The sequence below is a fragment of the Pseudomonas sp. RAC1 genome (assembly GCF_030658255.1).
Lineage (GTDB): Bacteria > Pseudomonadota > Gammaproteobacteria > Pseudomonadales > Pseudomonadaceae > Aquipseudomonas > Aquipseudomonas boreofloridensis.
Window position 1 is genome coordinate 133,479 of record NZ_JAUTXS020000027.1, and the last position, 22,244, is coordinate 155,722.

A 22,244-nucleotide genomic window follows, 5' to 3' on the forward strand; every position below is an offset into this window, starting at 1 on the left:
GCCTCACAGCGGCGGCAAGGCCCAGTCGATGGGCGTCAGCCCGCGCTGCTCGAGGAAGCTGTTGGCGCGGCTGAAATGCCCGCAGCCGAAGAAGCCGCGGTACGCCGACAGCGGCGAGGGGTGCACCGACTTGAGCACCAGGTGGCGGGTGCCGTCGATCAGCTTCTGCTTGCTCTGCGCGTGCGAGCCCCAGAGCAGGAACACCACGCTTTCGCACTGCTCGCTGACCACCTCGATGATGCGGTCGGTAAAGTGCTCCCAGCCCTTCTTGGCGTGCGAGGCAGCGTTGGCGCGCTCGACGGTCATGGTGGTGTTGAGCAGCAGCACGCCCTGTTCGGCCCAGCTCTGCAGGTAGCCATGCGTGGGGATCGGCAGATTCAGGTCGCGTTGCAGTTCCTTGTAGATGTTCACCAGCGACGGCGGCGTCGGCACCCCGGGCTGGACCGAGAAGCACAGGCCATGGGCCTGGCCGGGACCGTGATAAGGGTCCTGGCCGAGGATCACCACCTTGACCTGCTCCAGCGGCGTGCTGTTGAGGGCATTGAAGATCAGCGGACCGGGCGGATAGATCTGCTTGCCGGCAGCGTATTCGCCGCGCAGGAATTCGCGCAACTGATGCATGTAGGGCTTGTCGAACTCGGCGCGCAGCGCAGCCTTCCAGCTGGGTTCGAGCTTGATGCGATCGTCGTCGGTCATGGTGCCATCCTGAATCGGTGAGGCGCGACACTAGGAAAGCCGTGCCAGCTTGTCAATCGCGCCGACCGATGACCAGCAGGATCGGCCAGGCCAGCCATACTTGAGCGACGATTCGCGCGAGGTGGTTCATGTCGATTCACTGCGAGCTACTCACCGGCGCCGATGGCGCCCGTCTCGGCATCGCCACACTGGATGCCGCCAAGACCCTCAACGCCCTCACCCTGCCCATGATCGAGGCGCTCGACACGCGCCTGCGCGAGTGGGCGAACGATCCGGGGGTGGTCTGCGTGCTGCTGCGCGGCAACGGTGCCAAGGCCTTCTGTGCCGGCGGCGACGTCCGCGCCCTGGCCCAGGCCTGCCGCGAATCGCCCGGCGGCGTGCCGCCGCTGGCCGCGACCTTCTTTGAACGCGAGTACCGTCTCGATCATCTGCTGCACACCTACCCCAAGCCGCTGCTGTGCTGGGGGCACGGCCATGTGCTGGGGGGCGGCATGGGCCTGTTGCAGGGCGCCAACCTGCGCATCGTCACGCCCAGTACGCGCCTGGCGATGCCGGAGGTGAGCATTGGCCTGTACCCGGATGTCGGGGCCAGTGGGTTCCTCAGTCGACTGCCGGGCAAGCTGGGACTGTTTCTGGGCCTGACCGGCTCGCCGATCAACGCCCGCGACGCCCTCGACCTGGGCCTGGCCGACCGCTTTCTCGGCGAAGGGCAGCAGGACGCGCTGATCGACGAGTTGCTGCAACTGAACTGGCAGGAACAGACCGAACTGCAGCTGTGCAGCCTGCTGCGGGCCGAGCAGCACCGGGCCCGCGCCGAGCTGCCCGAGCCGCAGTGGTTGCCGCGTCGGGCGCAGATCGACGCCTTGCTCGATGTCTGCGATCCGGTGGCGGCCTGGCGTGCAGTGTGCGGCTTGCAAGGCCACGCCGATCCACTGCTGGCTGCCGCGGGCGAACGCGTGCAGCAGGGCTGCCCGTTGACCGGCCATCTGCTCTGGGAGCAACTGCGGCGCGCCCGCACCTTGTCGCTGGCCCAGGTGTTCCAGATGGAGTACGCCATGAGCCTGAACTGCTGTCGGCACCCGGAATTCAGCGAAGGCGTGCGCGCGCGCTTGATCGACAAGGACCAGCAGCCGCGCTGGCATTGGCCGGACGTCGGCCAGGTGCCGGGGGCGGTCGTCCAGGCGCACTTCAGTCCCGTGTGGGAGGGCGCACATCCGCTGGCCGACCTGGGGCAACCGTCCGGCCTGCGAGCCAGTCCCTGAAGCATGACGCCACTGCGAGGCACGGCCTGTAGCCGCTATACTGCGCGCCTGCCTGCCCCCAGACACGATTTTGCGGACCCGCTCATGCACGACCCTCAACGCTGCCCCGCCTGTGGCGCCGCCAACCAGTGCGCACTGGCCGACCCCCGCAGCGCCACCCAGGCCTGCTGGTGCTACAGCGTCAGTATCGATCCTGCGCTGCTCCAAGCCCTGCCCGCCGAGCTGCGCAACCGATCCTGCCTGTGCCCGCGCTGCGCCGCGGTGGATGAGCAACTCAAGGCCGCGGCCACGCGGCAACACGACTGAGCGCCCGCCATGCGCGTGGACCGGTTTCTGGCCAACTTTCCCCAGTACAACCGCCAACAGGTGCGTATCCTGCTGGCGCAACGCAGCGTGCGCGTGGACGGTCTGACGGTCACCGATCCGCGCCATGAAGTGCGCGAGTTCAGCCAGGTCGAAGTGGCCGAGCAGGTTTTGCAGGCGGGACGCGCAGCGCGTTACCTGATGCTCAACAAGCCCGCCGGGTGCGTCAGCGCCACACGCGATCCGCAACACCCCACCGTGCTGGAGTTACTGCCCCCGCCACTGCGTGACGACCTGCACATCGCCGGGCGCCTGGACTACAACACCACCGGCCTGATGCTGTTGACCAACGACGGCCAGTGGTCGCGACGCCTGACCCAACCGCAGACCAAGCTGCCCAAGGTCTACCACGTGCAGACCGAAGACGAGATCGGCGCGCACTACATCGAGACTTTCCGCGCCGGCCTGTACTTCGCGTTCGAAGACCTCACCACCCTGCCCGCCCAGCTCGAGATCCTCGGCCCGCGCAACGCACGACTGGCGATCGTCGAAGGGCGCTATCACCAGGTCAAGCGCATGTTCGGTCACTTCGACAACAAAGTGATCGCCCTGCACCGAGAGCGCATGGGCCCGATCACGCTGGACCCGGACCTGGCGCCTGGTGCTTTCAGACTGCTGACCGCCGATGAGATCGCGGCGGTGTGAGCCGACTGCATCGATCCCCTTCAAGCGGCATAATGCTCAGTCGCCTTTCTTGACCCTGAACCACGCGGCATACAACGCCGGCAGGAACAGCAACGTCAGCGCCGTGGCGACGATCAGCCCGCCCATGATCGCCACGGCCATCGGCCCGTAGAACACGCTGCGCGACAGCGGGATCATCGCCAGCACTGCGGCCAGCGCCGTCAGCACGATGGGCCGGAACCGACGGACGGTGGCTTCGATGATCGCCTGCCAGCGGTCCAGGCCGGCGGCGATGTCCTGCTCGATCTGGTCCACCAGGATCACCGAGTTGCGCATGATCATGCCGGCCAGCGCGATGGTGCCGAGCATCGCCACGAAGCCGAACGGCTGGCGGAACACCAGCAGGAACAGGGTCACGCCGATCAGCCCCAAGGGCGCGGTGAGGAACACCATCAGCGTACGCGAGAAACTGCGCAGCTGGACCATCAGCAGGGTCAGCACCACCACGATGAACAACGGCATGCCGGCATTCACCGAACGCTGGCCGCGCTCGGCGTCCTCGACCGTGCCGCCGACCTCCAGCAGGTAGCCGTCCGGCAGGTGCTCACGTACTGACTGCAAGGTCGGCAGAATCTGCCGGACCAGGCTGTCGGGCTGCTCCTTACCATAGATATCACCGCGCACGGTGACCGTCGGCAGGCGATTGCGGTGCCAGATCACGCCCTCTTCGAAGCCATACTCCAAGGTGGCGATCTGTGACAGCGCCACGCTGCGGCCGTTGTCGGTAGGCACCGCGAGGCTGGACAGGCTGCCCAGGTCGCGACGCGTCTCGGCGGTGCCGCGCACCAAGATCTCGATCAGTTCGTTGTCTTCGCGGTACTGGCTCACCGTGCTGCCGCTCAAGGCGCTCTGCAGGAAGCTGGACAATTGCGCGGTGCTCACGCCCAGGGCGCGGGCGCGGTCCTGGTCGATCGCCAGGAACACCGCTTTGCTCGGCTCCTCCCAGTCCAGGTGCACGTTGACCAGGTGCGGGTTGTCGCGCACCTTGACCGCCACTTCGCGGGCCAGGGCGCGCACCTGGTCGATGTGCTCGCCGGTCACCCGGAACTGCACCGGGTAGCCCACCGGCGGGCCGTTCTCCAACCGTGTGACGCGCCAGCGCAACTGCGGAAACTCGTCGTCCAGCGTGGCGATGGCCCAGCGGCGCAGAACCTCGCGGTCCTCCAGCGACTTGGCCAGCACCACGAACTGGGCAAAGCTGGTGGCCGGCAATTGCTGGTCCAGCGGCAGGTAGTAGCGCGGCGAGCCGGTACCGACGTAGGCCACGTAGTTGTCGATGCCAGGCTGCTGCTTGAGCAGTGCCTCCAGGCGCTCGACCTGTTCGGTGGTGTTGGCCAGCGAAGCGCCTTCGGCCAGCTTCAGGTCGATCATCAGCTCCGGGCGCGCGGAGGCCGGGAAGAACTGCTGCGGCACGAAGCGGAACAACAGCAGGCTGCCGACGAACGCCGCCAGGGTCAGCAGGATCACCGTCTTGCGCCGGCGTACGCACCACTGCACCACCGCCCGTACGCGCCGATAGAACGGTGTGGCATAGGGGTCGGGACCGTGCTGAGCGCCCTGCGCGGCATGCCGCTTGGCCAGGTCCGGCAGCAGCCGGTCACCCAGGTAGGGCACGAACAGCACGGCGACGATCCATGAAGTCAGCAGTGCGATGGTCACGACCTGAAAGATCGAACGGGTGTACTCGCCGGTGCTCGAGGCTGCGGTGGCGATGGGCAAGAACCCCGCTGCGGTGATCAGGGTGCCGGTGAGCATCGGGAAGGCTGTGCTGGACCACGCGTAGCTGGCCGCCTTGAGCCGGTCGAAGCCCTGCTCCATCTTGATCGCCATCATTTCCACCGCGATGATCGCGTCGTCCACCAGCAGGCCCAAGGCCAGCACCAGCGCGCCCAGGGATATCTTGTGCAAGCCGATGCCGAGGTAGTGCATGGTGGCGAAGGTCATCGCCAGCACCAGCGGAATGGCCAGTGCCACCACCAGGCCGGTGCGCAGGCCCAGGGAGAAGAAGCTGACCAGCAGGACGATGACCAACGCCTCGACCAGCACTTGGACGAATTCGCCGACCCCGGCCTTGACCGCTGCGGGCTGGTCCGAGACCTTGCGCAACGCCATGCCCAGCGGCAGGTTCTGCGCCAGCCGGGTGAACTCGGCCTGCAACGCCTTGCCCAGCACCAAAATGTCGCCGCCGTCCTTCATCGACACCGCCAGGCCAATGGCATTCTCGCCCATGAAGCGCATGCGCGGTGCGGGCGGGTCGTTGAACCCCCGGTGCACGTCGGCCACGTCGCCGATGCGCAGCGTGCGCTCGCCCACCCGCAGGGGGAACTGGCGGATCTGCTCGACACTGTCGAAGCGCCCACTGACCCGCAGTTGCAGGCGCTCGCTGGGCGTTTCGAAGAAGCCTGCGGTGCTCACCGCGTTCTGCTCCTGAAGTGCCTGTTGCACGGCAGCCAGCGACAGGCCCAGAGTGGCCAGCTTGGTGTTGGACAGTTCGATCCAGATCTTTTCGTCCTGCAAGCCGAGCAATTCGACCTTGCCCACGTCCTTGACCCGCTGCAACTGGATCTGGATGCGATCGGCATAGTCCTTGAGCACGGCGTAATCGAAGCCCTCGCCACTGAGCGCATAGATGTTGCCGAAGGTGGTACCGAACTCGTCGTTGAAGAACGGCCCCTGAACCTCGGGCGGCAAGGTGTGGCGGATGTCCGCGATCTTCTTGCGGACCTGATACCACAGCGCCGGGATGTCGGCCGAATGCAGCGAGTCACGGGCCATGAAGGTGACCTGGGATTCACCGGGGCGCGAGGACGAGATGATTTTGTCGTACTCGCCGGTCTCCATCAGCTTCTTCTCGATGCGCTCGGTGACCTGTCGGGCCACTTCTTCGGCGGTAGCGCCCGGCCAGAGGGTGCGAATGACCATGGCCTTGAAGGTGAAGGGCGGATCCTCGCTCTGTCCCAGCTTGGTGTAGGACACAGCACCGATGGCTGCGAGCAGAATCATCAGGAACAGGACGATCTGGCGATTGCGCAACGCCCAGGCGGAGAGATTGAACCCCATCGCGACTTACTCCTTGGCCGCCAGGTCCACCCCTCGGTTGCTGCGATCCACCGGCCTCACCTCCTGGCCCTCGCGCAACACATGACCGCCGGCGGCAACCACCCAGTCACCCGCGTCGAGCCCGGCCAGCACCGGCACGCTCTCGGCGCCATAAGGCCCGATGCGCACCGGCGCGCGTTGCACCCGATGGTCGCGACCGACCCGCCAGACATACGCCTGTCCCTGCTCGGCAGTGACGGCCGAGAGCGGCACCGACAGCGGCGAGCGCTCGGCGCCGGCGATGTACACCTTGGCGCTCTGCCCCAACTGCGCGGGGATCGAGGTGGAGGCGAACGCCACCCGCGCGGCGAATGTACGCGAGCGTGGATCGGCCGCTGGCGACAGCTCGCGAATGCGGCCAACGAAGCGTTGGCCGGGCTGCGACCACAGCTCGACGCTGACCGGCTGGCCGACGGCGAAACGGGCGAACTGCTGCTCCGGCAAGCCGATGGCCACTTCCCGCTCGCCATCGGCAGCCAGGGTGAAGACCGTCTGCCCCGGCGCCACCACCTGGCCGACCTCGACCAGACGCTGGGCGATCACCCCGTCCTGCGGCGCACGCAGCACTGCGTAGGCGGCCTGGTTTCCGGCCACATCGACCTCGGCCTTGGCCTGCTTCAGGCGAGCGAGCCCGGCCCGGTAGAGGTTCTCGGCGTTGTCGTACTGGGAGCGGCTGACCATCTGCCGGTCGATCAGGCGCTGATAGCGATCGCGCTCGGCACGGACCAGCGCCAGGTTGGCCTCGGCCGCTGCCAACTGGGCACGACTCGCATCCAGTTGCAGGCGCACGTCTTGGGGGTCCAACTCAGCCAGTGGCTGGTCGGCCTTGACCCGCTGCCCCTCCTCCACCAGGCGCTTGCTCACCTTGCCGGCAATACGAAACGCCAGCGCCGGTTCGAAGCGGGCGCGCACTTCTCCGGGGTAGCTGTCGGCAGCGGCGACGGCAGGCTGGGGCTGAATCACCAGGGCCGGACGCGGGGCGACGGGCGTCGCGACCTCCGCGCCACAGGCAGTGAGCAGCAGGACACAAGCGAGCGACAACAGAGGCGAGGCGTGACGCAACATGATGACGGACCTTCCTGGCAGGGGACGCTTCTAATAATTGAACTGGCGGGTATATTAAGTCAGGGAACCGAACCGGGGAAGCCGTTGCCCTAGAGAAAAATCGTATTGACCGCATGACCCGGTAAGATGAGCGCCACCTCGGACAAACAAGGACTGCAATGCCCATCGACGCACCCACAGGCCCTGGCCGGCCCAAGGATCTCGCCAAGCGCGACGCCATCCTCGAAGCCGCCAAGTCGCTGTTCCTCAGCCTTGGCTACGCCAACACCAGCATGGATGCGGTCGCTGCGGCGGCAGGTGTTTCAAAACTCACGGTCTACAGCCACTTCAACGACAAACAGACGCTGTTCGGCACGGCGGTCATGGCGACTTGTCAGACGCAACTGCCTGACCTGATCTTCGAGCTGCCAGAGGGCGCCTCCCTCAAAGACGTCCTGCTGAGCATAGCCCGTGGTTTCCAGGCGCTGATCAGTAATGACGAGTCGGTCAAGCTGACACGGCTGATCATGGCCTTGGGTAATCAAGACCCTCGACTGGGGCAGTTTTTCTACGAGGCGGGACCCAGGCGGGTACTGGCTGGCATGGAGGGATTGCTGCGGGAGGTCGATGCACGGTCGATGCTGTCCATCGACCGTCCCGACAGGGCGGCGGAGCACTTCTTCTGCCTGGTCAAGGGGGCGCCGGATTACCGCTTGCTGCTCGGTTGCGCGCCGCCCTTGGCCGGCGAAGAGGCCGAGGTGCATCTGCGCGAGGTGGTGGCGCTGTTCATGCGTGCGTATCGGCGCGAGCCCTGAACGATTCGCGCCCTGCTTCACGGTCGAATCAAGCCTGGGGCTTGAGCGCCTTCTTGGGGTAGATGTCATAGCGGCTGGACTTGCCTTCCAGGCTGTGACTCGGCTTGGGTCCGTCGATGATCGGCGCCTTGCGCGGACGCTTGACCACCACGCGATGGCTCGCCAGTGCAAGGGCCGCTTCGAGCAGCGCCGGAGCGTCCAGGTCGTCGCCGACCAAGGGACGGAACACGCGCATTTCCTTCTTCACCAAGGCGCTCTTGTCGCGATGAGGGAACATCGGGTCGAGGTAGATCACCTGCGGCGCCTCGCCCTGCCATCCGCCCATGTGCGCGATGGCGTTACCCGTCAGCAGGTGCATGCGCTCGACGATCGACGCCACTTCAGCGTCCGAACGCCCTCGCGCCAGACCATCTTCGAGCAATGCTGCGATCAGCGGCTGGCGCTCGATCAGGGTCATCTGGCAGCCCAGGCTGGCCAGCACGAAGGCATCCTTGCCCAAACCGGCCGTGGCATCCAGCACCCGCGGCCGCACACCCTGGGCGATGCCCACCGCCTTGGCGATCATCTGCCCGCTGCCGCCGCCGAACAGCCGGCGGTGGGCTGCCTGACCTTCGACGAAGTCCACGCGCACCGCGCCCGGTGCCTGCGGCCCTAATTGCTGCAACTGCAGCCCCTCGGCACCGACCTGCAGGGCGAACGCCGCCGCGTCATCCACCAACGGCAGGCCCAGGCGCTGCGACCACGCCTGCGCCTGACTGTGAAACGGCGCCGACATTGCCTCGACCCTGATACCTGCGCCCTGCCCTTGCTCTGCCATGCGACCTGCACTCGAAAAAATTAATGAAACCCCGGCCACGGCCGATAGAAGCTCTATCCGCTATTCTGCCAGAGCACAACGCGCGCGACTTGCCATGTCAGAAACTCTTCCCATCGGTTTGACCTACTTGTCGCCTGTCGGCAACTACGGTCGGCAGAATTCCCAAGCCCTGGGCGGCGTCAGCCACCTGTGGCAGGACTTCTTCGCCCGCGCCATGGCCGAGCGCTCCGAGGAAGAGCAGGACAGCTTCAGCCAGGCGCTGACCCGCCAGTACGATCACGATAGCGGCGAACCCCTGGGCGGTGCCAAGGCCCTGGCTTTGATCGAAATCCAGCGTGCGCTGCCCGTGCAGGACCACGAAGTGCGTCCGCCCGAGCCGCTGTTCCTGCCCAAGGCGGAGCTGGAGGCCAACCTGCTGCCGCCTGCGCCGGAGCCGTTCAGCGCCAGCGAACTGATCGAGCAGCAGCGCCAGCTCGACCTCGACGGCAGTTGGCTGCGGCCACGGGTGATGAGCCAGGGCCATCCCCTTCCCGCCCCAGGCCCTGCGCCCTCACCGCGCCCGCTGCACCTGCCGATCGCCGAGCTGGAGCCGCAGTTGCTCGAGCCCGCAGCAGAACCCTTCGACGCGTCCACCCTGGCCCAGCAGCAGAACGCGCTGGAATTCGATACCCACTGGGCGCGACCGGTGGTGCTGAACAACGTGCGCGCCTACGCCTGAATCAGCGACAGACCTGCCAGCGTCCCATGTCCACATGGAAGTGATTGGCGTGGGCGGCGTTGTAGTCCGGCCCTAGTACGCCACTGAAACTGGCGCACGCCGCATCGCGCACCTCGCGCAGAAACTGCGCCTTGGCTCCGCCCGCTTGCCAGTCGCGCGCCAGCACGATGCGCTGGCCATCTTTCAAACGAAAGCCGCTGATGTCCAGGGCGTTTGCCGTGGCGTGCTGACTGAGCCTGCCTTGTGCCCGGTGGTACACATTGCGGCAAGCGAAACTGCCCAGGTGGTCCACCTGCGTGACCGGCTGCCCGAACACCCGCTGCGCGGCCGGCTGCAGACCGTGGATCTCGAACAGCGCATAGGCCACTGCCAGCGGGCAACTGGCGATGAAACTGCTGCTCAAGCGTGCCTCACCGCTTTCCACACGCCAGACATTGCGCAAAGGACAATCGGCTGAGGCCGGGCTGTCGGCCTGTGCCCGATAACGCAGCGCAGAGGTTTCCAGCGCTTGACGGCAAAGCGCCGGGTCATCGCGCAGACGCGAGAGTTTCCAGGCGGTCAGCAGGTTCGGCGGCTGCCGCACATCCAGCGGCGCCCAGGGATTCCACGGCGCCGGTGGCCGCCAGCCCAGATACCAAGCCTGCGCGCCGACCAGCAACAGGGCGCCGAGCAGCAGCGCGATCAGACGCACGCGAGTCAGCGGCGCAGCAAGTCGTTGAGCGCGTCGAACGGCATCGCCTGGTCGGCGTAGCTGAACGTGCCCTGATCACGAATCTCCAGCGCCGCCCGCTGGAAGGCGCCCAGCGCCGCACGCGCCAGCGACGAACCGACGCTGATGCGACGCACGCCCAGGTCCTGCAACTGATTGACGCCCAGCGGTACTCCCGCCAGCCCCATGAGTACGTTCACCGGCGTCGGCGCCACTGCCTGCACCACCGCACGAATTTCCTCGACGCTGCGCAGTCCCGGTGCGTACACCACATCGGCCCCGGCCTCGGCGTACGCCTGCAGGCGGCCAATGGTGTCGTCAAGGTCCATGCGCCCGTGCAGCAGGTTCTCGGCGCGGGCACATAGCGTGAAAGCAAACGGCAAGCTGCGCGCGGCCTGAACCGCCGCGCGCACCCGCTCCAACGACACAGCGAACTCGTAGATCGGCGCATCGGCCCGGCCGCTGGCGTCTTCGATCGAAGCGCCCACCAGGCCCACTTCAGCGGCGCGCAGAATGGCGTTGGCGCAGTCCTGCGGCGCGTCGCCGAAGCCGTTCTCCAGGTCGGCGGAGACGGGCAGCGCGGTGGCGTCGACGATACCCCTGGCGTTGTCGAGCACTTCGTCCAGGCCTAGGGCACCTTCGGCATCCGGCCGCCCCAGGCTGAAGGCCAGCCCCGCACTGGTGGTGGCCAGGGCTTCGAAGCCGAGCGCCGCCAGCATCCGTGCCGAGCCCGCATCCCAGGGGTTGGCGATGACGAAAGCGCCATCGCGCGCGTGCAGCGCCTTGAAGGCTTCGGCTCGCAGGGTTTGCACATCCATGATCACGTCTCCGGGAGGGTCAAAAGGGGTGTCAGAGCAGTCCCAGTTGTTCGACCTCAGGCGCACGAGGCAATTCCGGTAACGCGGCCAGGCCCGGCAAGCGCATCATCAAACGCTGGTGAAAACGCTGCGCCAGGGCGGCGGCCAGGCGGTTGTCGGCGGTGTGCAGGAACATGTACGGGCAGCGCCCTTGCTCGATCCACTCGGCGATCTTGTCCACCCAAGGCGTGAGGAATGGATCGTTGGCGTCCAGTTCGGGATGACCAATGAAGCGCACCTGCGGATGCTGACTGAACGCTGCGGGCCGAGGCGGCACCTTGGGTTTCTTCGACTGCGCGTGCAGCACCTCGGGCGAGCGCGACGTGCAACTGAACAATGCCCGCGAATCCAGGCAGATACGCTCCACCCCGCGCGCGTGCAACAGCCGGTTGAGCAGCCGTTCTTCGTCGCCTCGGGCGAAAAACGCATCGTTGCGCACCTCCACCGCCACGGGCACGCCGATGTCGTCGAGGAACTGGCTCAGTTCGGCCAGACGTCCCGGCCCGAAGGATGCCGGCAGTTGCAGCCAGTAAGGCGATACCCGTTCGCCCAGCGGCGCCAACAGGCGAGTGAAGTCGGCGGCCGAGTCCAGTTGCTGACGCAGATCGTCGCAGTGGCTGACCTCGCGGGGAAACTTGGCGGTGAAGCGGAAGCCTGCAGGCATCGACTGCGCCCAGCGCTCGACCGTGGCGGGTGCAGGGCGGGCATAGAAGGTGGTGTTACCCTCGACAGCGTTGAACACCTGGCAGTACAGCCCGAGAAACTGCGGGGATCGCGAATCGACGGGGTAGAGGTACTCGCGCCAGGCGTTTTCGCTCCAGGACGGGCATCCGAGGTGGTAAGGCAGTGGCGATGGGCTCATCGCTCAAATGTACAGGTCGAGCCCCAGCACTTCCATCTCCCAGTCGCTGAAGCCGGCGGTGCTCAGGTAGCTGGCCAAGGCGGTCGCCGTGCGACGATCACGGGCCCGAGGGAAGATCATGTCCTGCTGGCGGGCCGGCAGGCCAGCGCTGCGGCGCTGGGCGCGGGCGACCTGCACCGCTTCATCGTCGTCCTCGACGAGCTGCGCGTCTTCGATCGACTCGTCGCGCACCGGTCCCTTGCGCGGGGGGCGCTTGACCGGGTACGGCTGTGAGGAGAATCCGTCGATGCGCATGAGGGCATACTCAGAAACAGTAATGGCAATCTAGCAGCATCCGGCATCCATCACCAACGCGGCCGTGATAACTGGACCACAGTTTTTGCCAAATGTTTATCTCGAACCGCAATAGCCGACGAACTGCACTCAGCGCGCCTTTGGTGTGGCCACGTTGTCGCGCAGATACACCGGCTGCGCCTGGTCGGCGGCCACCGCTTCGCCGCGCGCCCAGGCATGCGCGGCGAGGCTGAGGATGTCCTGGGCATGGGGCAAGGCCTGGGCGTCGTGGCTGGCCACCTGAACCGCCAGTCGCTCGCCGTAGCCCCAGCCGGTGCCGGCGCCAAACCACTGACCGCCCTGAGGCAACACCACCTGTTCAGGGGCAATCACGCGTTCCGGTGCCAGCAGACGCATTTCGTCGCCCTGGGCCTGGTAGCAGCCCCAGTACACCTCGTCCATACGCGCATCGATGGCCGCCGCCACCTGCTGCACGCCGTGCTGACGCAACGCGCCCTGGGCCAGCGCCGCCAGGTTGGACACCGGCAGCACCGGACGCTGCAGGGCGAATGCCAGGCCTTGGACCACGCCAATGGCGATGCGCACGCCGGTGAAGGCGCCCGGCCCGCGACCGAAGGCGATGGCGTCCACCGCGTTCAGGGCCACCCCGGCGTCAGCCAACAATTGCTTGAGCATCGGCAGCAGTTTCTGCGCATGCTGGCGCGGAATCACCTCGTAGTGGCTGGTCACCTGGCCGTCATGCAGCAGGGCGACGGAACAGGCTTCGGTGGCGGTATCCAGGGCCAGCAGGGTGGTCATCGAACGTGTATCCAAAGGCGAAAGGGAAAAGGCCGGCAGTATAAACGACTACGGCCCGCAAGCGGGCCGTGGTGCACTGCAAGGGACGATCAGCTCAGGGCTTGCAGTACCTTGGCGGTGATCGACTCGACCGAGCCGACACCTGCGATATGGGCGTACTTGGGCTTGCCGTCATTCGCGGCGGACAGCTTCTGATAGAAGTCCACCAGCGGTTTGGTCTGGGTGTGATAGACCGACAGGCGATGACGCACCGTCTCTTCCTTGTCGTCGTCGCGCTGAATCAGTTCCTCGCCCGTGACGTCGTCCTTGCCCTCGACCTTCGGCGGGTTGTACTGGATGTGGTAGGTGCGACCGGAGGCCAGGTGAACGCGGCGACCGGCCATGCGCCCGACGATCTCTTCGTCGTCCACGGCGATTTCCACCACGGCATCGATGTCCACGCCTGCCGCGACCATGGCTTCAGCCTGCGGGATGGTCCGCGGGAAGCCATCGAACAGGCAGCCATTTTTGCAATCTGGCTGAGCGATGCGCTCCTTGACCAGACCGATGATGAGTTCGTCGGAGACCAGTTGACCGGCATCCATGACTTTCTTCAACTCCAGGCCCAGCGGGGTACCGGCCTTGACCGCGGCACGCAGCATGTCGCCCGTGGAGATTTGCGGAATACCGAACTTTTCGGTGATGAACTTTGCCTGAGTACCTTTACCGGCCCCGGGAGCTCCCAGCAGAATTACGCGCATCTTGTGCTCCTCATATTTTTTTATAGCAAAACAGTGGATTCGGCGGTTCAGGGCCAAGTCCGGAAAATCGGATAGACCGGAAAATCGGTCAAAAGGCTGCTCAAGATACACAGCGCCCGTCAGCCAGACAAGCGTGCGAAAGTGGCACGGACCGGCGTGCCATGCCCCTTTTCAGTGCGGGTTGCGCCCCTCGCAACCGCACCCCGCACCGCCTTGCAAGACACCGTCGCTTGCGCGCATTCGACGGTGCCTCGGCACCTCAGCCGGTGTTGCGCAAACCCGCCGCAATGCCGGCCACGGTGACCAGCAGGGCCTGCTCCAATGGGCTATCCAGAGCGGCTTCGCGCACCCGCGAGCGGGCCAGCAGTTCGGCCTGCAGGCGATGCAGCGGGTCCAGGTAGGTGTTGCGCAGACTGATGAATTCCAAGGTCTCGGGACTGTGGGCCAGTAGCACCGGCTGGCCGGTCAGGCTCAGCACCACCTGGCACGACTGCGACAATAGGTCGCGCAGATGCGACCCCAACGCCAGCAGTTGCGGTTGCACCAGACGTTCGTCGTAGGCTTTGGCGATTTCCGCATCGGCCTTGGCCAAGACCATCTCCAGCATGTCGATACGCGTACGGAAGAACGGCCACTGCGCACGCATCTGCGTCAGCAGGTCACCCTGCCCCCGGGCCAGAGCGTTGCTCAACGCGGTTTCCCAGCCCAGCCAGGCCGGCAGCATCAGCCGTGTCTGGGTCCAGCCGAAGATCCATGGGATCGCCCGCAGACTCTCGATGCCCCCGGCGCGGCGCTTGGCAGGCCGGCTACCCAACGGCAGACGTCCCAGTTCCTGCTCGGGCGTGGACTGCCGGAAATACTCGACGAAATCCGGGTTCTCGCGCACCACCGCGCGGTAGGCCTGGACGCCGTCGGCGGCCATCTGGTCCATCACCTCGCGCCAGGCGGGCTGCGGCGGCGGAGGCGGGAGCAAGGTCGCCTCCAGCACCGCCGCCAGATACAAGTTGAGGTTCTGTTCGGCGATGCCCGGCAGGCCGAACTTGAAGCGGATCATTTCGCCCTGCTCGGTGGTCCGGAAGCGTCCGGCCACCGAGCCCGGGGGCTGCGACAGGATCGCCGCGTGGGCAGGACCACCGCCACGCCCGACGGTGCCGCCGCGGCCATGGAACAGCAGCAATTCGACCTCATGTTCACGACAGATCCGCACCAGGTTTTCCTGTGCGCGGTACTGCGCCCAGGCCGCCGCCGTGGTGCCGGCGTCCTTGGCCGAGTCGGAATAGCCGATCATCACTTCCTGCGGACCGTGCAGCGTGTCGCGATAACCGGGCAAACCGAGCAGGCGCTCCATCACCGGGCCGGCGTTGTCCAGATCGGCCAGGGTCTCGAACAGCGGCACCACGCGCATCGGCCGGGTCAGCCCGGCTTCCTTCAACAGCAATTGCACTGCCAACACATCGGAGGCCGCGCCGGCCATGGAAATCACGTAGGACCCCAGCGAGGCAGCGGGCGCCGCCGCGATCTCGCGACAGGTCGCCAGCACCTCGGCGGTGTCCGCCTCGGGCTGGAAATAGCCAGGCAGCAGGGGTCGACGATTGGCCAGTTCGGCTTGCAGGAAGGCGATGCGCTGCTCTTCGTCCCAGTCGGCGTAGCGTCCCAGCCCCAGGTAGTCGGTGATTTCCGACAGTGCATCGCGGTGCCGGGCTGCGTCCTGGCGCACGTCCAGGCGCACCAGGAACAGGCCAAAGGTCACCGCCCGGCGCAGACAGTCGAGCAGCGGACCGTCGGCGATCACGCCCATGCCGCAGTCATGCAGCGACTGATGGCATCGCTCGAGGGGCTCGATCAGTTCGCGGTTGTTGACCAGCACCTGCGCCGAAGCAGGCTGTGGCCCGGCCAAGGAGGCATGGGCCCAGGCGCGGGTGGCGCGCAAGCGGTCGCGCAGTTGCTTGAGCACCGCGCGATAGGGCTCGGCGCTGTCACCGACCACTTCACGCAGCGCGGCGCTGGCCTGCTGCATGGACAAATCCGCCGCCAGCGCATCGATGTCGCGCAGGAACAGGTCAGCCGCCATCCAGCGCGCCAACAGCAGTACCTCACGGGTTACAGGCGCGGTGACGTTGGGGTTGCCGTCGCGGTCACCGCCCATCCATGAGGCGAAGCGGATCGGCGCGGCGCTCAGCGGCAGTCGCTGGCCGGTGGCGTCGAACAAGGCCTGGTCGACCTTGCGCAGGTGATTGGGAATGGCCTGCCACAGCGAGTGCTCGATCACTGCAAAGCCCCACTTGGCTTCATCGACCGGGGTGGGCCGGGTACGACGGATTTCCTCGGTATGCCAGGCCTCGGCGATAAGACGGCGCAGCCGCTCGCGAATCTGCTGGCGCTCGGCGGGCGTGAGGTCGCGATGGTCCTGGGCGGCGAGTTGGGCGGCGATCGCATCGTACTTCTGGATCAAGGTGCGCCGCGCCACTTCGGTGGGGTGCGCCGTCAGCACCAACTGGATGTCCAGTTCGGCCAACTGCCGGGCCAGGGTGTGATCGTCATGCCCGGCCTGGCGCAGCCGTGCCAGCAGTTCTGGCAAGGCGCGTTCCTCGAAGGGCGCCTGCTGCTCGGCACCGCGCCGATGGATCAACTGGTACTGCTCGGCGATGTTGGCCAGGTTGAGGAACTGGTTGAACGCACGGGCCACCGGCAGCAGGTCGTCATCGGCCAGATCGGCAAGGGTCGAACTCAACTGCTCGCCCGCACCGCGGCGATCGGCCTTGGCACTGTGGCGAATGTCCTCGATCTTCTGCAAAAAACCTTCGCCATGCTGCTGGCGAATGGTTTCCCCGAGCAGCTCACCCAATAGGTGGACATCTTCACGCAAGCGCACATCGATATCGGTCATTGGCTCTCCTTAGATCGCGCGGTCACCCCGCGCCAGCATCCCGGTCGATCCGCCAAGAGTGCCCACGACCGCCCGCCAAGACAAGCGACGCCACGCCAATGCAACTATTGCAACCTGCCGCGGTTCTCAACACAGACCGCGCCGTGGCACGTGCGATGGGCTTGAGTCAGCGGCCTGTGCGCACTGACCGATCAGTCAGAAAAAGTTGCGTTGCCTAGCTAAGTTTTTTCTGAACTATTCTTGAATCGCTCAAGTCGGAGCCAATAGCCATCACGCAAAAACCCTGCGCCCATGGTGTTTGGTGCACCGGCACAAGCCTATGTGATGTCAGGGAGCGATGGACTGTCACGGACATCGTTATCAGGAGTGTTCCAATGGAGTTGACCACCATGAAGACCCGCACCGCAAACTTCCCGTCCAACTCACTGCGCGGGCTGAAACTGGCCGCGCTGGCCCTGGGCAGCAGCCTGGTCCTGGCCGGCTGTGCTGGCAATCCGCCGACCGAACAGTACGCCGTGACCCAGTCCGCCGTGAATTCTGCGGTCAGCGCCGGCGGCACCGAGTACGCCGCAGTCGAGATGAAAGCTGCGCAGGACAAGTTCAAGCAGGCCGAAATCGCCATGCATGACAAGAAGTACGACGAAGCCAAGCGCCTGGCCGAACAGGCCGAGTGGGACGCCCGCGTCGCCGAGCGCAAGGCCCAGGCAGCCAAGGCCCAGAAGGCCGTGCAGGATGCCCGCCAAGGCGTCAATGACGTGCGTGAGGAAGGCCTGCGCAGCGCCCAGTAAGGCCTGCCTGACCGCCCACCTGCCTTCGTTATCGATCAAAGGATGAACACTATGCGCAACTACGTAATGATCCCCGCCCTTCTGGCCCTGAGCGTTGGCCTGGCTGCGTGCTCGCACGACCCGAACGCCAACCTGGAATCGGCCCGCACCAACTTCTCGTCGCTGCAGAGCGATCCGCAGGCGAGCAAAGTCGCGGCGCTGGAAACCAAGGACGCCCAGGACTGGCTGAACAAGGCCGACAAGGCCTACATGGACCGCGAAGACGAGAAGAAGGTCGACCAACTGGCCTATCTGACCAACCAACGTGTCGAAGTGGCCAAGCAGACCATCGCCCTGCGTACCGCCGAAGCTGACCTGAAGAACGCCGCCGCCCAGCGCGCCCAGGCCAAGCTGGACGCCCGCGACGCGCAGATCAAAGCCCTGCAGGACAAGCTCAACGCCAAGCAGACCGACCGCGGCACCCTGGTGACCTTCGGCGACGTGCTGTTCGACTTCAACAAGGCTGAGCTCAAGAGCAGCGCCCTGCCGAACATCACCACCCTGGCCACTTTCCTCCAGGAAAATCCAGAGCGTAAGGTGATCGTCGAAGGCTACACCGACAGCGTCGGTTCGCAGAGCTATAACCAGAGCCTGTCCGAGCGTCGCGCCAACAGCGTGCGCATGGCCCTGGTACGTGCCGGCATCGACCCAGCGCGCATCGTCGCCCAGGGTTACGGTAAGGAGTATCCGGTTGCGGACAACTCCAGCAATTCTGGCCGTGCCCAGAACCGTCGCGTGGAAGTCACCATCTCCAACGACAACCAACCGGTAGCGCCGCGTTCGACCATCCGTTGATAGCGTCTGCTCGGTAATATGAAAAAACCCGCCTCGATGGCGGGTTTTTTCATGCCTGCAGGTTTTATTGCACCTGTTGCGGCGTGTCCTGACCCATGCAGCGGATCGCCCGCTTGCGGTTGTCCACCAGCACGCCCGTCAGGCCCTTCTGCTGGGTATCGAACAGCACCAGCACGCCGTCGACGCACTGCGCCAATTGCGGCGAGGGCTCCAGCGATACCTTGTAGTCTTCGCCCGGGATGGTCTTGAGCATGGTGTAGTCCTGCAGCAGCAGCGCGTCTTCAGGCTTGGCGAAGTGCAGGTAACCGTAGTACCACAAGGCCCCCACGGTGACGATGATGGTGCCTACACCGGTCAGGATCAGCGGGATGGCGTTGCGTTCTTCACTCATTGCGGGTGGTTCTCGTCAGGGTAGTTCGGCACTTCCGCCAATCGGCGCAGGCCGTTGAAATGGCTGGGATCGTCGAGAAAACGCAGCATCACCTGACGCCAGGTCGGGTCGGCGAAGGTCTGCACATGATCGCCCCGGGTCAGTTGCAGCACGCGCGGCGGCGGTGCGTGCTGATACAGCCGGATGCCGTTGGCCATCGGCACCAGGTTGTCGTCGATGCTATGGAAGAACAGCTTCGGTGGGCTGTCCAGACGCTCGATGGAACGGATCGCGCTGTCGCCGTCGGGTACCAGCCAGGACAGCGGCACCTGCAGCGGCCAAGTCATCCACGAGGTGCTCAAGGCAAAGCGCCCGACATCGCGGTAGCTGGCTGGTACGCCGTCGAACACAAGGGCGCTGAAGCGCTGGCGTTGCTGGGGGTGTTCGGCCAGATAGTGGATGGCCATGGCCCCTCCCAGGCTCTGGCCCAGCAATACCAGCGGCTTGCCTTGGACCTCGGGCGCCTGCCCCAGCCAATCCAAAGCGGCTTCGATGTCCTGGTACACCGCCGGCAGCGTAGGCTTGCCGGCAGAGAGGCCATAGCCCCGGTAGTCGAGCATCAGCACCTGATAGCCCTGCTCAGGCAGCCAGTAGCTACCGCCCAGGTGCCAGGCCAGGTTGCCGCCGTTGCCATGCAGGTGCAGCACCGTACCCTTCACCGCGACGCCGGCTTTGGCCGGTAACCACCAGCCATGCAAGCGCGTGCCATCGCGCGCCGTCAGCGTCACGTCGCGGTACTGCAACTGCGCACGCTCTGGCGTGAACGGCTGACCGGGCTCGGGGTAGAACAGCAGACTGCTGCAACCGGCCAGGCACACCAGGCCGAGCCCCAGCAACAGCGTACGGCAGCGCTCAGAGAATGTTGGCGTAGTCGGCTTCAATGCGATCGAGGCTCAGGTGGTTGAGGAAGTTGGAGAAACACATCCAGGCCGACAGCGCGTTAAGGTCGCGGAACTGCTCGGGAAGGTACTTCGGTGGCGCCACCAGGCCCTCTTCGACCAATTGACGCAACGTGCGCATGTCTTCCAGCGTGGTCTTGCCGCAGAACAGCAGCGGGATCTGCTCCAGCTTGCCCTTCCTCACGGCCAACTGAATGTAGTTGTAGACCATGATGAAGCCCTTGAGATAGGACAAGTCTTTGGTGAATGGCAGGCCATTGGGCACGGAACCACGGAACACGCGACTGGCATTGCCGTAGCTGTCGGCCATTTCGAAGCCCTGGTCGCGGAAAAAAGCGTAGACCTGCATGAAGTCGGCGCCCTGCTCCACCATGTGGATGGCGCGGGTACGGTTGGTCAGTTTGCGCAAGCGGCTAGGGTAGGAGGCGAAGGCGATCACCTCCATGAGAATGGCCAGGCCCTCCTGGGTCACGGTGGACGATGGCGGGCCTTTGGAGAGGAAGGTGCAGATGGGCTGGTTGAGGCCGTTGAGGGTGGTGCCGACATGCACCAGCCCTTCATGCACCTCCAGCGCCCGCACGTCCCGGCTGTTGAACAGGGCGTCGCTGCGCACCTTGATGTAGTCGGCACCGGCCGCGGCATCGGCGACGATACCGTCGGACTCGAACACGCGGATGGTTTCTTCCGCCTCGCCGAACACCTTGTTCAGGCGACGCTGGAGAATTTCCACCGCTTCCTTGGCCGTGAGGTTCTTCGGCTCGTCCTTGAGGTCGCCGCGCCCGTCGATGTTGTTCAGGTAATCCGAAAGCATCAGCCCCAGGTCGGCCAGGGTCGGGTCACCCGCGTGGAAGGCATCGGACGCGGCGCCGTACAGCTCCTGGGAGATCAGGCCGAAGTCCTCGGTGCCGCGCGCTTCGAGCATGCGCACCACCATGCGGTACTCCTTGCACATGCGTCGCATGATCTGCCCGACTGGGTTGAACTGGCCGAGCTGGCGGGTGATGTCGCGCTCGATACTCTGGAATTCGGCTTTCACCGCGCTGGAGTCGAATGACAGCGGCCGGCTTTGATAGTAGGCGCGATCTACCGCCGGCGGTTCCTTGCCCTTGGTCTTGTAGAAGCCCTGGCGGATGCCGTCGTCCCACTTCACCGCATCCAGCACCCGTATCGGGGTCTGGGCGGCGACGATACGGTCGGACAGCGCGCGGATGGTCTGTTGGTAATCGTCCACCGGGAACTCCTTTCTGAAAAACGCTGGCCGTGCCGGGCTATAGCTTTGAGGCCAATAGCGAACGCTTCAGCCGCAAAGCGTCCGGCAGGTTTATTTGCTGGTCCGCTGGAACCGCGCCGCTTCCACGAACAGGTCGGAGTTGGCCGGGTCGTCCAGGTATGCCAGAACGCGTTCGGCCGAACTGTCGATCAACACGCCCGCGCCGTTGTCTTGCGGCACCTCGGTGCGGCGACCACTGAGTTCCTGCTTGTCCACGGCCTGCTGCATCTGTTCCACGTCCAGGTTGTAGACCACCAACTGTTTGCCATCGATCAGTTCGAAGCCGCCGATCACATAGTGGCCACCCAAGGACTTGGGCACCGCCGCCGACAGATACCAGCGGTTGCCATGGCGCGACACGGTGAAGTCGTAGGACTGTGGCGCCTTGCCCTGGGTGCGGGCCACCGCCTTGTAGGTGTCGCCAACCGTGCGGCTGATGGTCAACTGCAGCGGCTGGCCCCAGGCATCCTTGCTGCTCCAGTGACCCACCAGGCCCTTGGGCGCCGCCTGGTGCGCCGCCAGCGGTTCGTCGAACGTCACCAGACATCCGCCCAGCAGCAGGAACGACAGGGTCAGCAACAGCACACGCCAGGCTTTCATCGGGTTCTCCTTGAAGAAATCGGCTATGCCTTACACCGCAGCCAGCACCAAGTGCAGATAGCGGGTCAGGATAGCGAGCATCTGTTCGTCGGCCTGGGCATCGGGCGCATCGAGCAGGCCCTGATATTCCATCTGCTCGATGATGGCCGTCAACACCAGGGCGTCCTGTTGCGGCTGACGCGAGCCGACCACCTCGAGCATCTGCCGCGCACCATGCAGCAGGATCTGCTCATGGGCGCGCACCAGTTCGGCCAGACGCGGACACAGCAACGCCTCCTGGCGAAACGCCTGTTCGGCCAGCAGGAAGTCGCGGCGGTTGAGCAATTGGCGGCTCACATAGTCAGCGGTCATGCGCGCCACTTCGTCGGCCAGACGCGCCCGTGACAAGGCGCTGCAATCGCCCTGGGCGAGCAAATGACGCAACACCCCTTCGGTGTTGGCCCACAGCTTGGCCATGTAGGCGGCGCTGCGCTCGACGTACTGGGCGAAGCTGTCGGTGAGCAGGTCCTCGATGTCCTTGAAGTAATAGGTGGTGGCCGACAGGGGCACACCGGCCTCGGCGGCCACAGCGCGATGCCGCACGCCGCGCACACCATCACGCACGACGATGCGCATGGCGGCGTCGAGGATCTGCTGGCGGCGCTGCTCGCTGCCCTGGCGACTGGCCTTGCGGCCTTGATACTGGACGCTCTCGGCGACGGCATTGGCCACGCCGGCAGCCCCTTGCGGGGCAGTTGCGGGTGTCACGGGAAGTACCTCACGAAATGCAAGAAAAAGC

At 65.5% G+C, this 22,244-nt stretch carries 23 protein-coding genes; 7 read left to right on the forward strand and 16 right to left on the reverse strand.

The features are described 5' to 3' along the window. Window positions 1-3 precede the first annotated feature (3 nt). The gene (gene ung, locus Q7C30_RS08460; RefSeq protein WP_029613490.1) at window positions 4-696 is read right to left on the reverse strand and encodes a uracil-DNA glycosylase; all 693 of its coding nucleotides are present in this window, start codon (window positions 694-696) and stop codon (window positions 4-6) included. 128 nt (window positions 697-824) lie between these two features. Between ung and Q7C30_RS08465 the strand changes: the two genes are divergently transcribed. The 3 genes from Q7C30_RS08465 to Q7C30_RS08475 all read left to right on the forward strand — a co-directional run bounded on the left by Q7C30_RS08465 (window position 825) and on the right by Q7C30_RS08475 (window position 2,966). After that, complete coding sequence (locus Q7C30_RS08465) at window positions 825-1,958, forward strand: enoyl-CoA hydratase/isomerase family protein (RefSeq protein ID WP_295481301.1); 1,134 nt, start codon at window positions 825-827, stop codon at window positions 1,956-1,958. An 84-nt stretch (window positions 1,959-2,042) separates the two neighbouring features. After that, window positions 2,043-2,264 carry a cysteine-rich CWC family protein gene (locus tag Q7C30_RS08470; RefSeq protein WP_039575835.1) on the forward strand — a complete coding sequence of 74 codons (222 nt, stop codon included), beginning with the start codon at window positions 2,043-2,045 and terminating at the stop codon, window positions 2,262-2,264. A gap of 9 nt (window positions 2,265-2,273) precedes the next feature. Next, complete coding sequence (locus Q7C30_RS08475; protein WP_317871251.1) at window positions 2,274-2,966, forward strand: pseudouridine synthase; 693 nt, start codon at window positions 2,274-2,276, stop codon at window positions 2,964-2,966. Between the two features lie 36 nt (window positions 2,967-3,002). Here the strand turns inward: Q7C30_RS08475 and Q7C30_RS08480 are convergent, their stop codons facing one another. Together Q7C30_RS08480 and Q7C30_RS08485 are read right to left on the reverse strand one after the other, a co-directional pair. After that, the gene (locus Q7C30_RS08480; protein ID WP_317871252.1) at window positions 3,003-6,065 is read right to left on the reverse strand and encodes an efflux RND transporter permease subunit; all 3,063 of its coding nucleotides are present in this window, start codon (window positions 6,063-6,065) and stop codon (window positions 3,003-3,005) included. Between the two features lie 6 nt (window positions 6,066-6,071). Further along, window positions 6,072-7,169, reverse strand: coding sequence for an efflux RND transporter periplasmic adaptor subunit (locus tag Q7C30_RS08485; RefSeq protein WP_317871253.1), 1,098 nt, complete (start codon window positions 7,167-7,169; stop codon window positions 6,072-6,074). Window positions 7,170-7,327: 158 nt separating this feature from the next. Here Q7C30_RS08485 and Q7C30_RS08490 point away from each other — a divergent pair, with 158 nt between their 5' ends. Then, entirely contained in the window at window positions 7,328-7,963 is a 636-nt protein-coding gene (locus Q7C30_RS08490) for a TetR/AcrR family transcriptional regulator (RefSeq protein ID WP_317871254.1), read from the forward strand. A 28-nt stretch (window positions 7,964-7,991) separates the two neighbouring features. On the opposite strand, the gene Q7C30_RS08495 is transcribed toward Q7C30_RS08490, so the two are convergent. After that, window positions 7,992-8,780: a class I SAM-dependent methyltransferase gene (locus Q7C30_RS08495; RefSeq protein ID WP_317871255.1), complete on the reverse strand. Its 789-nt coding sequence runs from the start codon at window positions 8,778-8,780 to the stop codon at window positions 7,992-7,994. A 94-nt stretch (window positions 8,781-8,874) separates the two neighbouring features. Here Q7C30_RS08495 and Q7C30_RS08500 point away from each other — a divergent pair, with 94 nt between their 5' ends. Further along, window positions 8,875-9,498 (forward strand): energy transducer TonB, encoded by a 624-nt coding sequence (locus tag Q7C30_RS08500; RefSeq protein ID WP_317871256.1) that lies wholly within the window; start codon window positions 8,875-8,877, stop codon window positions 9,496-9,498. Window position 9,499: 1 nt separating this feature from the next. On the opposite strand, the gene Q7C30_RS08505 is transcribed toward Q7C30_RS08500, so the two are convergent. The 7 genes from Q7C30_RS08505 to ppc form a co-directional block, all read right to left on the reverse strand. Next, a complete protein-coding gene (locus Q7C30_RS08505) occupies window positions 9,500-10,189 on the reverse strand; it encodes an extensin family protein (RefSeq protein WP_295481295.1) in 690 nt (229 codons plus the stop codon). A gap of 5 nt (window positions 10,190-10,194) precedes the next feature. Next, complete coding sequence (locus Q7C30_RS08510; protein ID WP_317871257.1) at window positions 10,195-11,025, reverse strand: isocitrate lyase/phosphoenolpyruvate mutase family protein; 831 nt, start codon at window positions 11,023-11,025, stop codon at window positions 10,195-10,197. A gap of 31 nt (window positions 11,026-11,056) precedes the next feature. Then, window positions 11,057-11,926, reverse strand: coding sequence for a DUF72 domain-containing protein (locus tag Q7C30_RS08515; protein WP_317871258.1), 870 nt, complete (start codon window positions 11,924-11,926; stop codon window positions 11,057-11,059). A gap of 3 nt (window positions 11,927-11,929) precedes the next feature. Then, window positions 11,930-12,220, reverse strand: coding sequence for a hypothetical protein (locus Q7C30_RS08520; RefSeq protein WP_029613483.1), 291 nt, complete (start codon window positions 12,218-12,220; stop codon window positions 11,930-11,932). Window positions 12,221-12,349: 129 nt separating this feature from the next. Then, the gene (gene tsaB / locus Q7C30_RS08525) at window positions 12,350-13,018 is read right to left on the reverse strand and encodes a tRNA (adenosine(37)-N6)-threonylcarbamoyltransferase complex dimerization subunit type 1 TsaB (RefSeq protein WP_317871259.1); all 669 of its coding nucleotides are present in this window, start codon (window positions 13,016-13,018) and stop codon (window positions 12,350-12,352) included. Between the two features lie 89 nt (window positions 13,019-13,107). After that, on the reverse strand, window positions 13,108-13,758 hold the full coding sequence (adk, locus tag Q7C30_RS08530) for an adenylate kinase (RefSeq protein ID WP_039575810.1): 651 nt from the start codon (window positions 13,756-13,758) through the stop codon (window positions 13,108-13,110). A 259-nt stretch (window positions 13,759-14,017) separates the two neighbouring features. Then, window positions 14,018-16,645: a phosphoenolpyruvate carboxylase gene (ppc, locus tag Q7C30_RS08535; protein ID WP_317871260.1), complete on the reverse strand. Its 2,628-nt coding sequence runs from the start codon at window positions 16,643-16,645 to the stop codon at window positions 14,018-14,020. 374 nt (window positions 16,646-17,019) lie between these two features. Here ppc and Q7C30_RS08540 point away from each other — a divergent pair, with 374 nt between their 5' ends. Together Q7C30_RS08540 and Q7C30_RS08545 are read left to right on the forward strand one after the other, a co-directional pair. Then, a complete protein-coding gene (locus Q7C30_RS08540) occupies window positions 17,020-17,433 on the forward strand; it encodes a DUF4398 domain-containing protein (protein ID WP_317871261.1) in 414 nt (137 codons plus the stop codon). Between the two features lie 51 nt (window positions 17,434-17,484). Continuing rightward, the gene (locus tag Q7C30_RS08545) at window positions 17,485-18,267 is read left to right on the forward strand and encodes an OmpA family protein (protein WP_029613481.1); all 783 of its coding nucleotides are present in this window, start codon (window positions 17,485-17,487) and stop codon (window positions 18,265-18,267) included. A gap of 64 nt (window positions 18,268-18,331) precedes the next feature. Here Q7C30_RS08545 and Q7C30_RS08550 read toward each other — a convergent pair whose 3' ends face one another. The 5 genes from Q7C30_RS08550 to Q7C30_RS08570 form a co-directional block, all read right to left on the reverse strand. Then, entirely contained in the window at window positions 18,332-18,658 is a 327-nt protein-coding gene (locus tag Q7C30_RS08550; protein ID WP_029613480.1) for a hypothetical protein, read from the reverse strand. Beyond that, a complete protein-coding gene (locus Q7C30_RS08555) occupies window positions 18,655-19,578 on the reverse strand; it encodes an alpha/beta hydrolase (RefSeq protein WP_029613479.1) in 924 nt (307 codons plus the stop codon). The genes Q7C30_RS08550 and Q7C30_RS08555 overlap by 4 nt, the downstream gene beginning before the upstream one ends. Further along, window positions 19,550-20,827 carry a flavohemoglobin expression-modulating QEGLA motif protein gene (locus tag Q7C30_RS08560; protein ID WP_039575801.1) on the reverse strand — a complete coding sequence of 426 codons (1,278 nt, stop codon included), beginning with the start codon at window positions 20,825-20,827 and terminating at the stop codon, window positions 19,550-19,552. Before Q7C30_RS08560 ends, Q7C30_RS08555 begins: the two co-directional genes overlap by 29 nt. Before the next feature lie 90 nt (window positions 20,828-20,917). Next, window positions 20,918-21,466, reverse strand: a complete 549-nt coding sequence (locus Q7C30_RS08565) for a hypothetical protein (protein ID WP_317871262.1) — start codon at window positions 21,464-21,466, stop codon at window positions 20,918-20,920. Between the two features lie 30 nt (window positions 21,467-21,496). Beyond that, a complete protein-coding gene (locus Q7C30_RS08570) occupies window positions 21,497-22,213 on the reverse strand; it encodes a TetR family transcriptional regulator (protein WP_295481290.1) in 717 nt (238 codons plus the stop codon). Window positions 22,214-22,244 lie beyond the last annotated feature (31 nt).

Bases quoted from the DNA above. Each gene is read 5' to 3' on its own strand.
- Q7C30_RS08465 (WP_295481301.1), top strand. From the start codon at position 825: ATGTCGATTCACTGCGAGCTACTCACCGGCGCCGATGGCGCCCGTCTC.
- Q7C30_RS08490 (WP_317871254.1), top strand. From the start codon at position 7,328: ATGCCCATCGACGCACCCACAGGCCCTGGCCGGCCCAAGGATCTCGCC.
- ppc (WP_317871260.1), bottom strand. From the start codon at position 16,645: ATGACCGATATCGATGTGCGCTTGCGTGAAGATGTCCACCTATTGGGT.
- Q7C30_RS08485 (WP_317871253.1), bottom strand. From the start codon at position 7,169: ATGTTGCGTCACGCCTCGCCTCTGTTGTCGCTCGCTTGTGTCCTGCTG.
- Q7C30_RS08470 (WP_039575835.1), top strand. From the start codon at position 2,043: ATGCACGACCCTCAACGCTGCCCCGCCTGTGGCGCCGCCAACCAGTGC.
- adk (WP_039575810.1), bottom strand. From the start codon at position 13,758: ATGCGCGTAATTCTGCTGGGAGCTCCCGGGGCCGGTAAAGGTACTCAG.
- Q7C30_RS08500 (WP_317871256.1), top strand. From the start codon at position 8,875: ATGTCAGAAACTCTTCCCATCGGTTTGACCTACTTGTCGCCTGTCGGC.
- Q7C30_RS08540 (WP_317871261.1), top strand. From the start codon at position 17,020: ATGGAGTTGACCACCATGAAGACCCGCACCGCAAACTTCCCGTCCAAC.
- Q7C30_RS08515 (WP_317871258.1), bottom strand. From the start codon at position 11,926: ATGAGCCCATCGCCACTGCCTTACCACCTCGGATGCCCGTCCTGGAGC.
- Q7C30_RS08480 (WP_317871252.1), bottom strand. From the start codon at position 6,065: ATGGGGTTCAATCTCTCCGCCTGGGCGTTGCGCAATCGCCAGATCGTC.
- Q7C30_RS08520 (WP_029613483.1), bottom strand. From the start codon at position 12,220: ATGCGCATCGACGGATTCTCCTCACAGCCGTACCCGGTCAAGCGCCCC.
- Q7C30_RS08475 (WP_317871251.1), top strand. From the start codon at position 2,274: ATGCGCGTGGACCGGTTTCTGGCCAACTTTCCCCAGTACAACCGCCAA.
- Q7C30_RS08510 (WP_317871257.1), bottom strand. From the start codon at position 11,025: ATGGATGTGCAAACCCTGCGAGCCGAAGCCTTCAAGGCGCTGCACGCG.
- Q7C30_RS08565 (WP_317871262.1), bottom strand. From the start codon at position 21,466: ATGAAAGCCTGGCGTGTGCTGTTGCTGACCCTGTCGTTCCTGCTGCTG.
- Q7C30_RS08550 (WP_029613480.1), bottom strand. From the start codon at position 18,658: ATGAGTGAAGAACGCAACGCCATCCCGCTGATCCTGACCGGTGTAGGC.
- Q7C30_RS08495 (WP_317871255.1), bottom strand. From the start codon at position 8,780: ATGGCAGAGCAAGGGCAGGGCGCAGGTATCAGGGTCGAGGCAATGTCG.
- ung (WP_029613490.1), bottom strand. From the start codon at position 696: ATGACCGACGACGATCGCATCAAGCTCGAACCCAGCTGGAAGGCTGCG.
- Q7C30_RS08545 (WP_029613481.1), top strand. From the start codon at position 17,485: ATGCGCAACTACGTAATGATCCCCGCCCTTCTGGCCCTGAGCGTTGGC.
- tsaB (WP_317871259.1), bottom strand. From the start codon at position 13,018: ATGACCACCCTGCTGGCCCTGGATACCGCCACCGAAGCCTGTTCCGTC.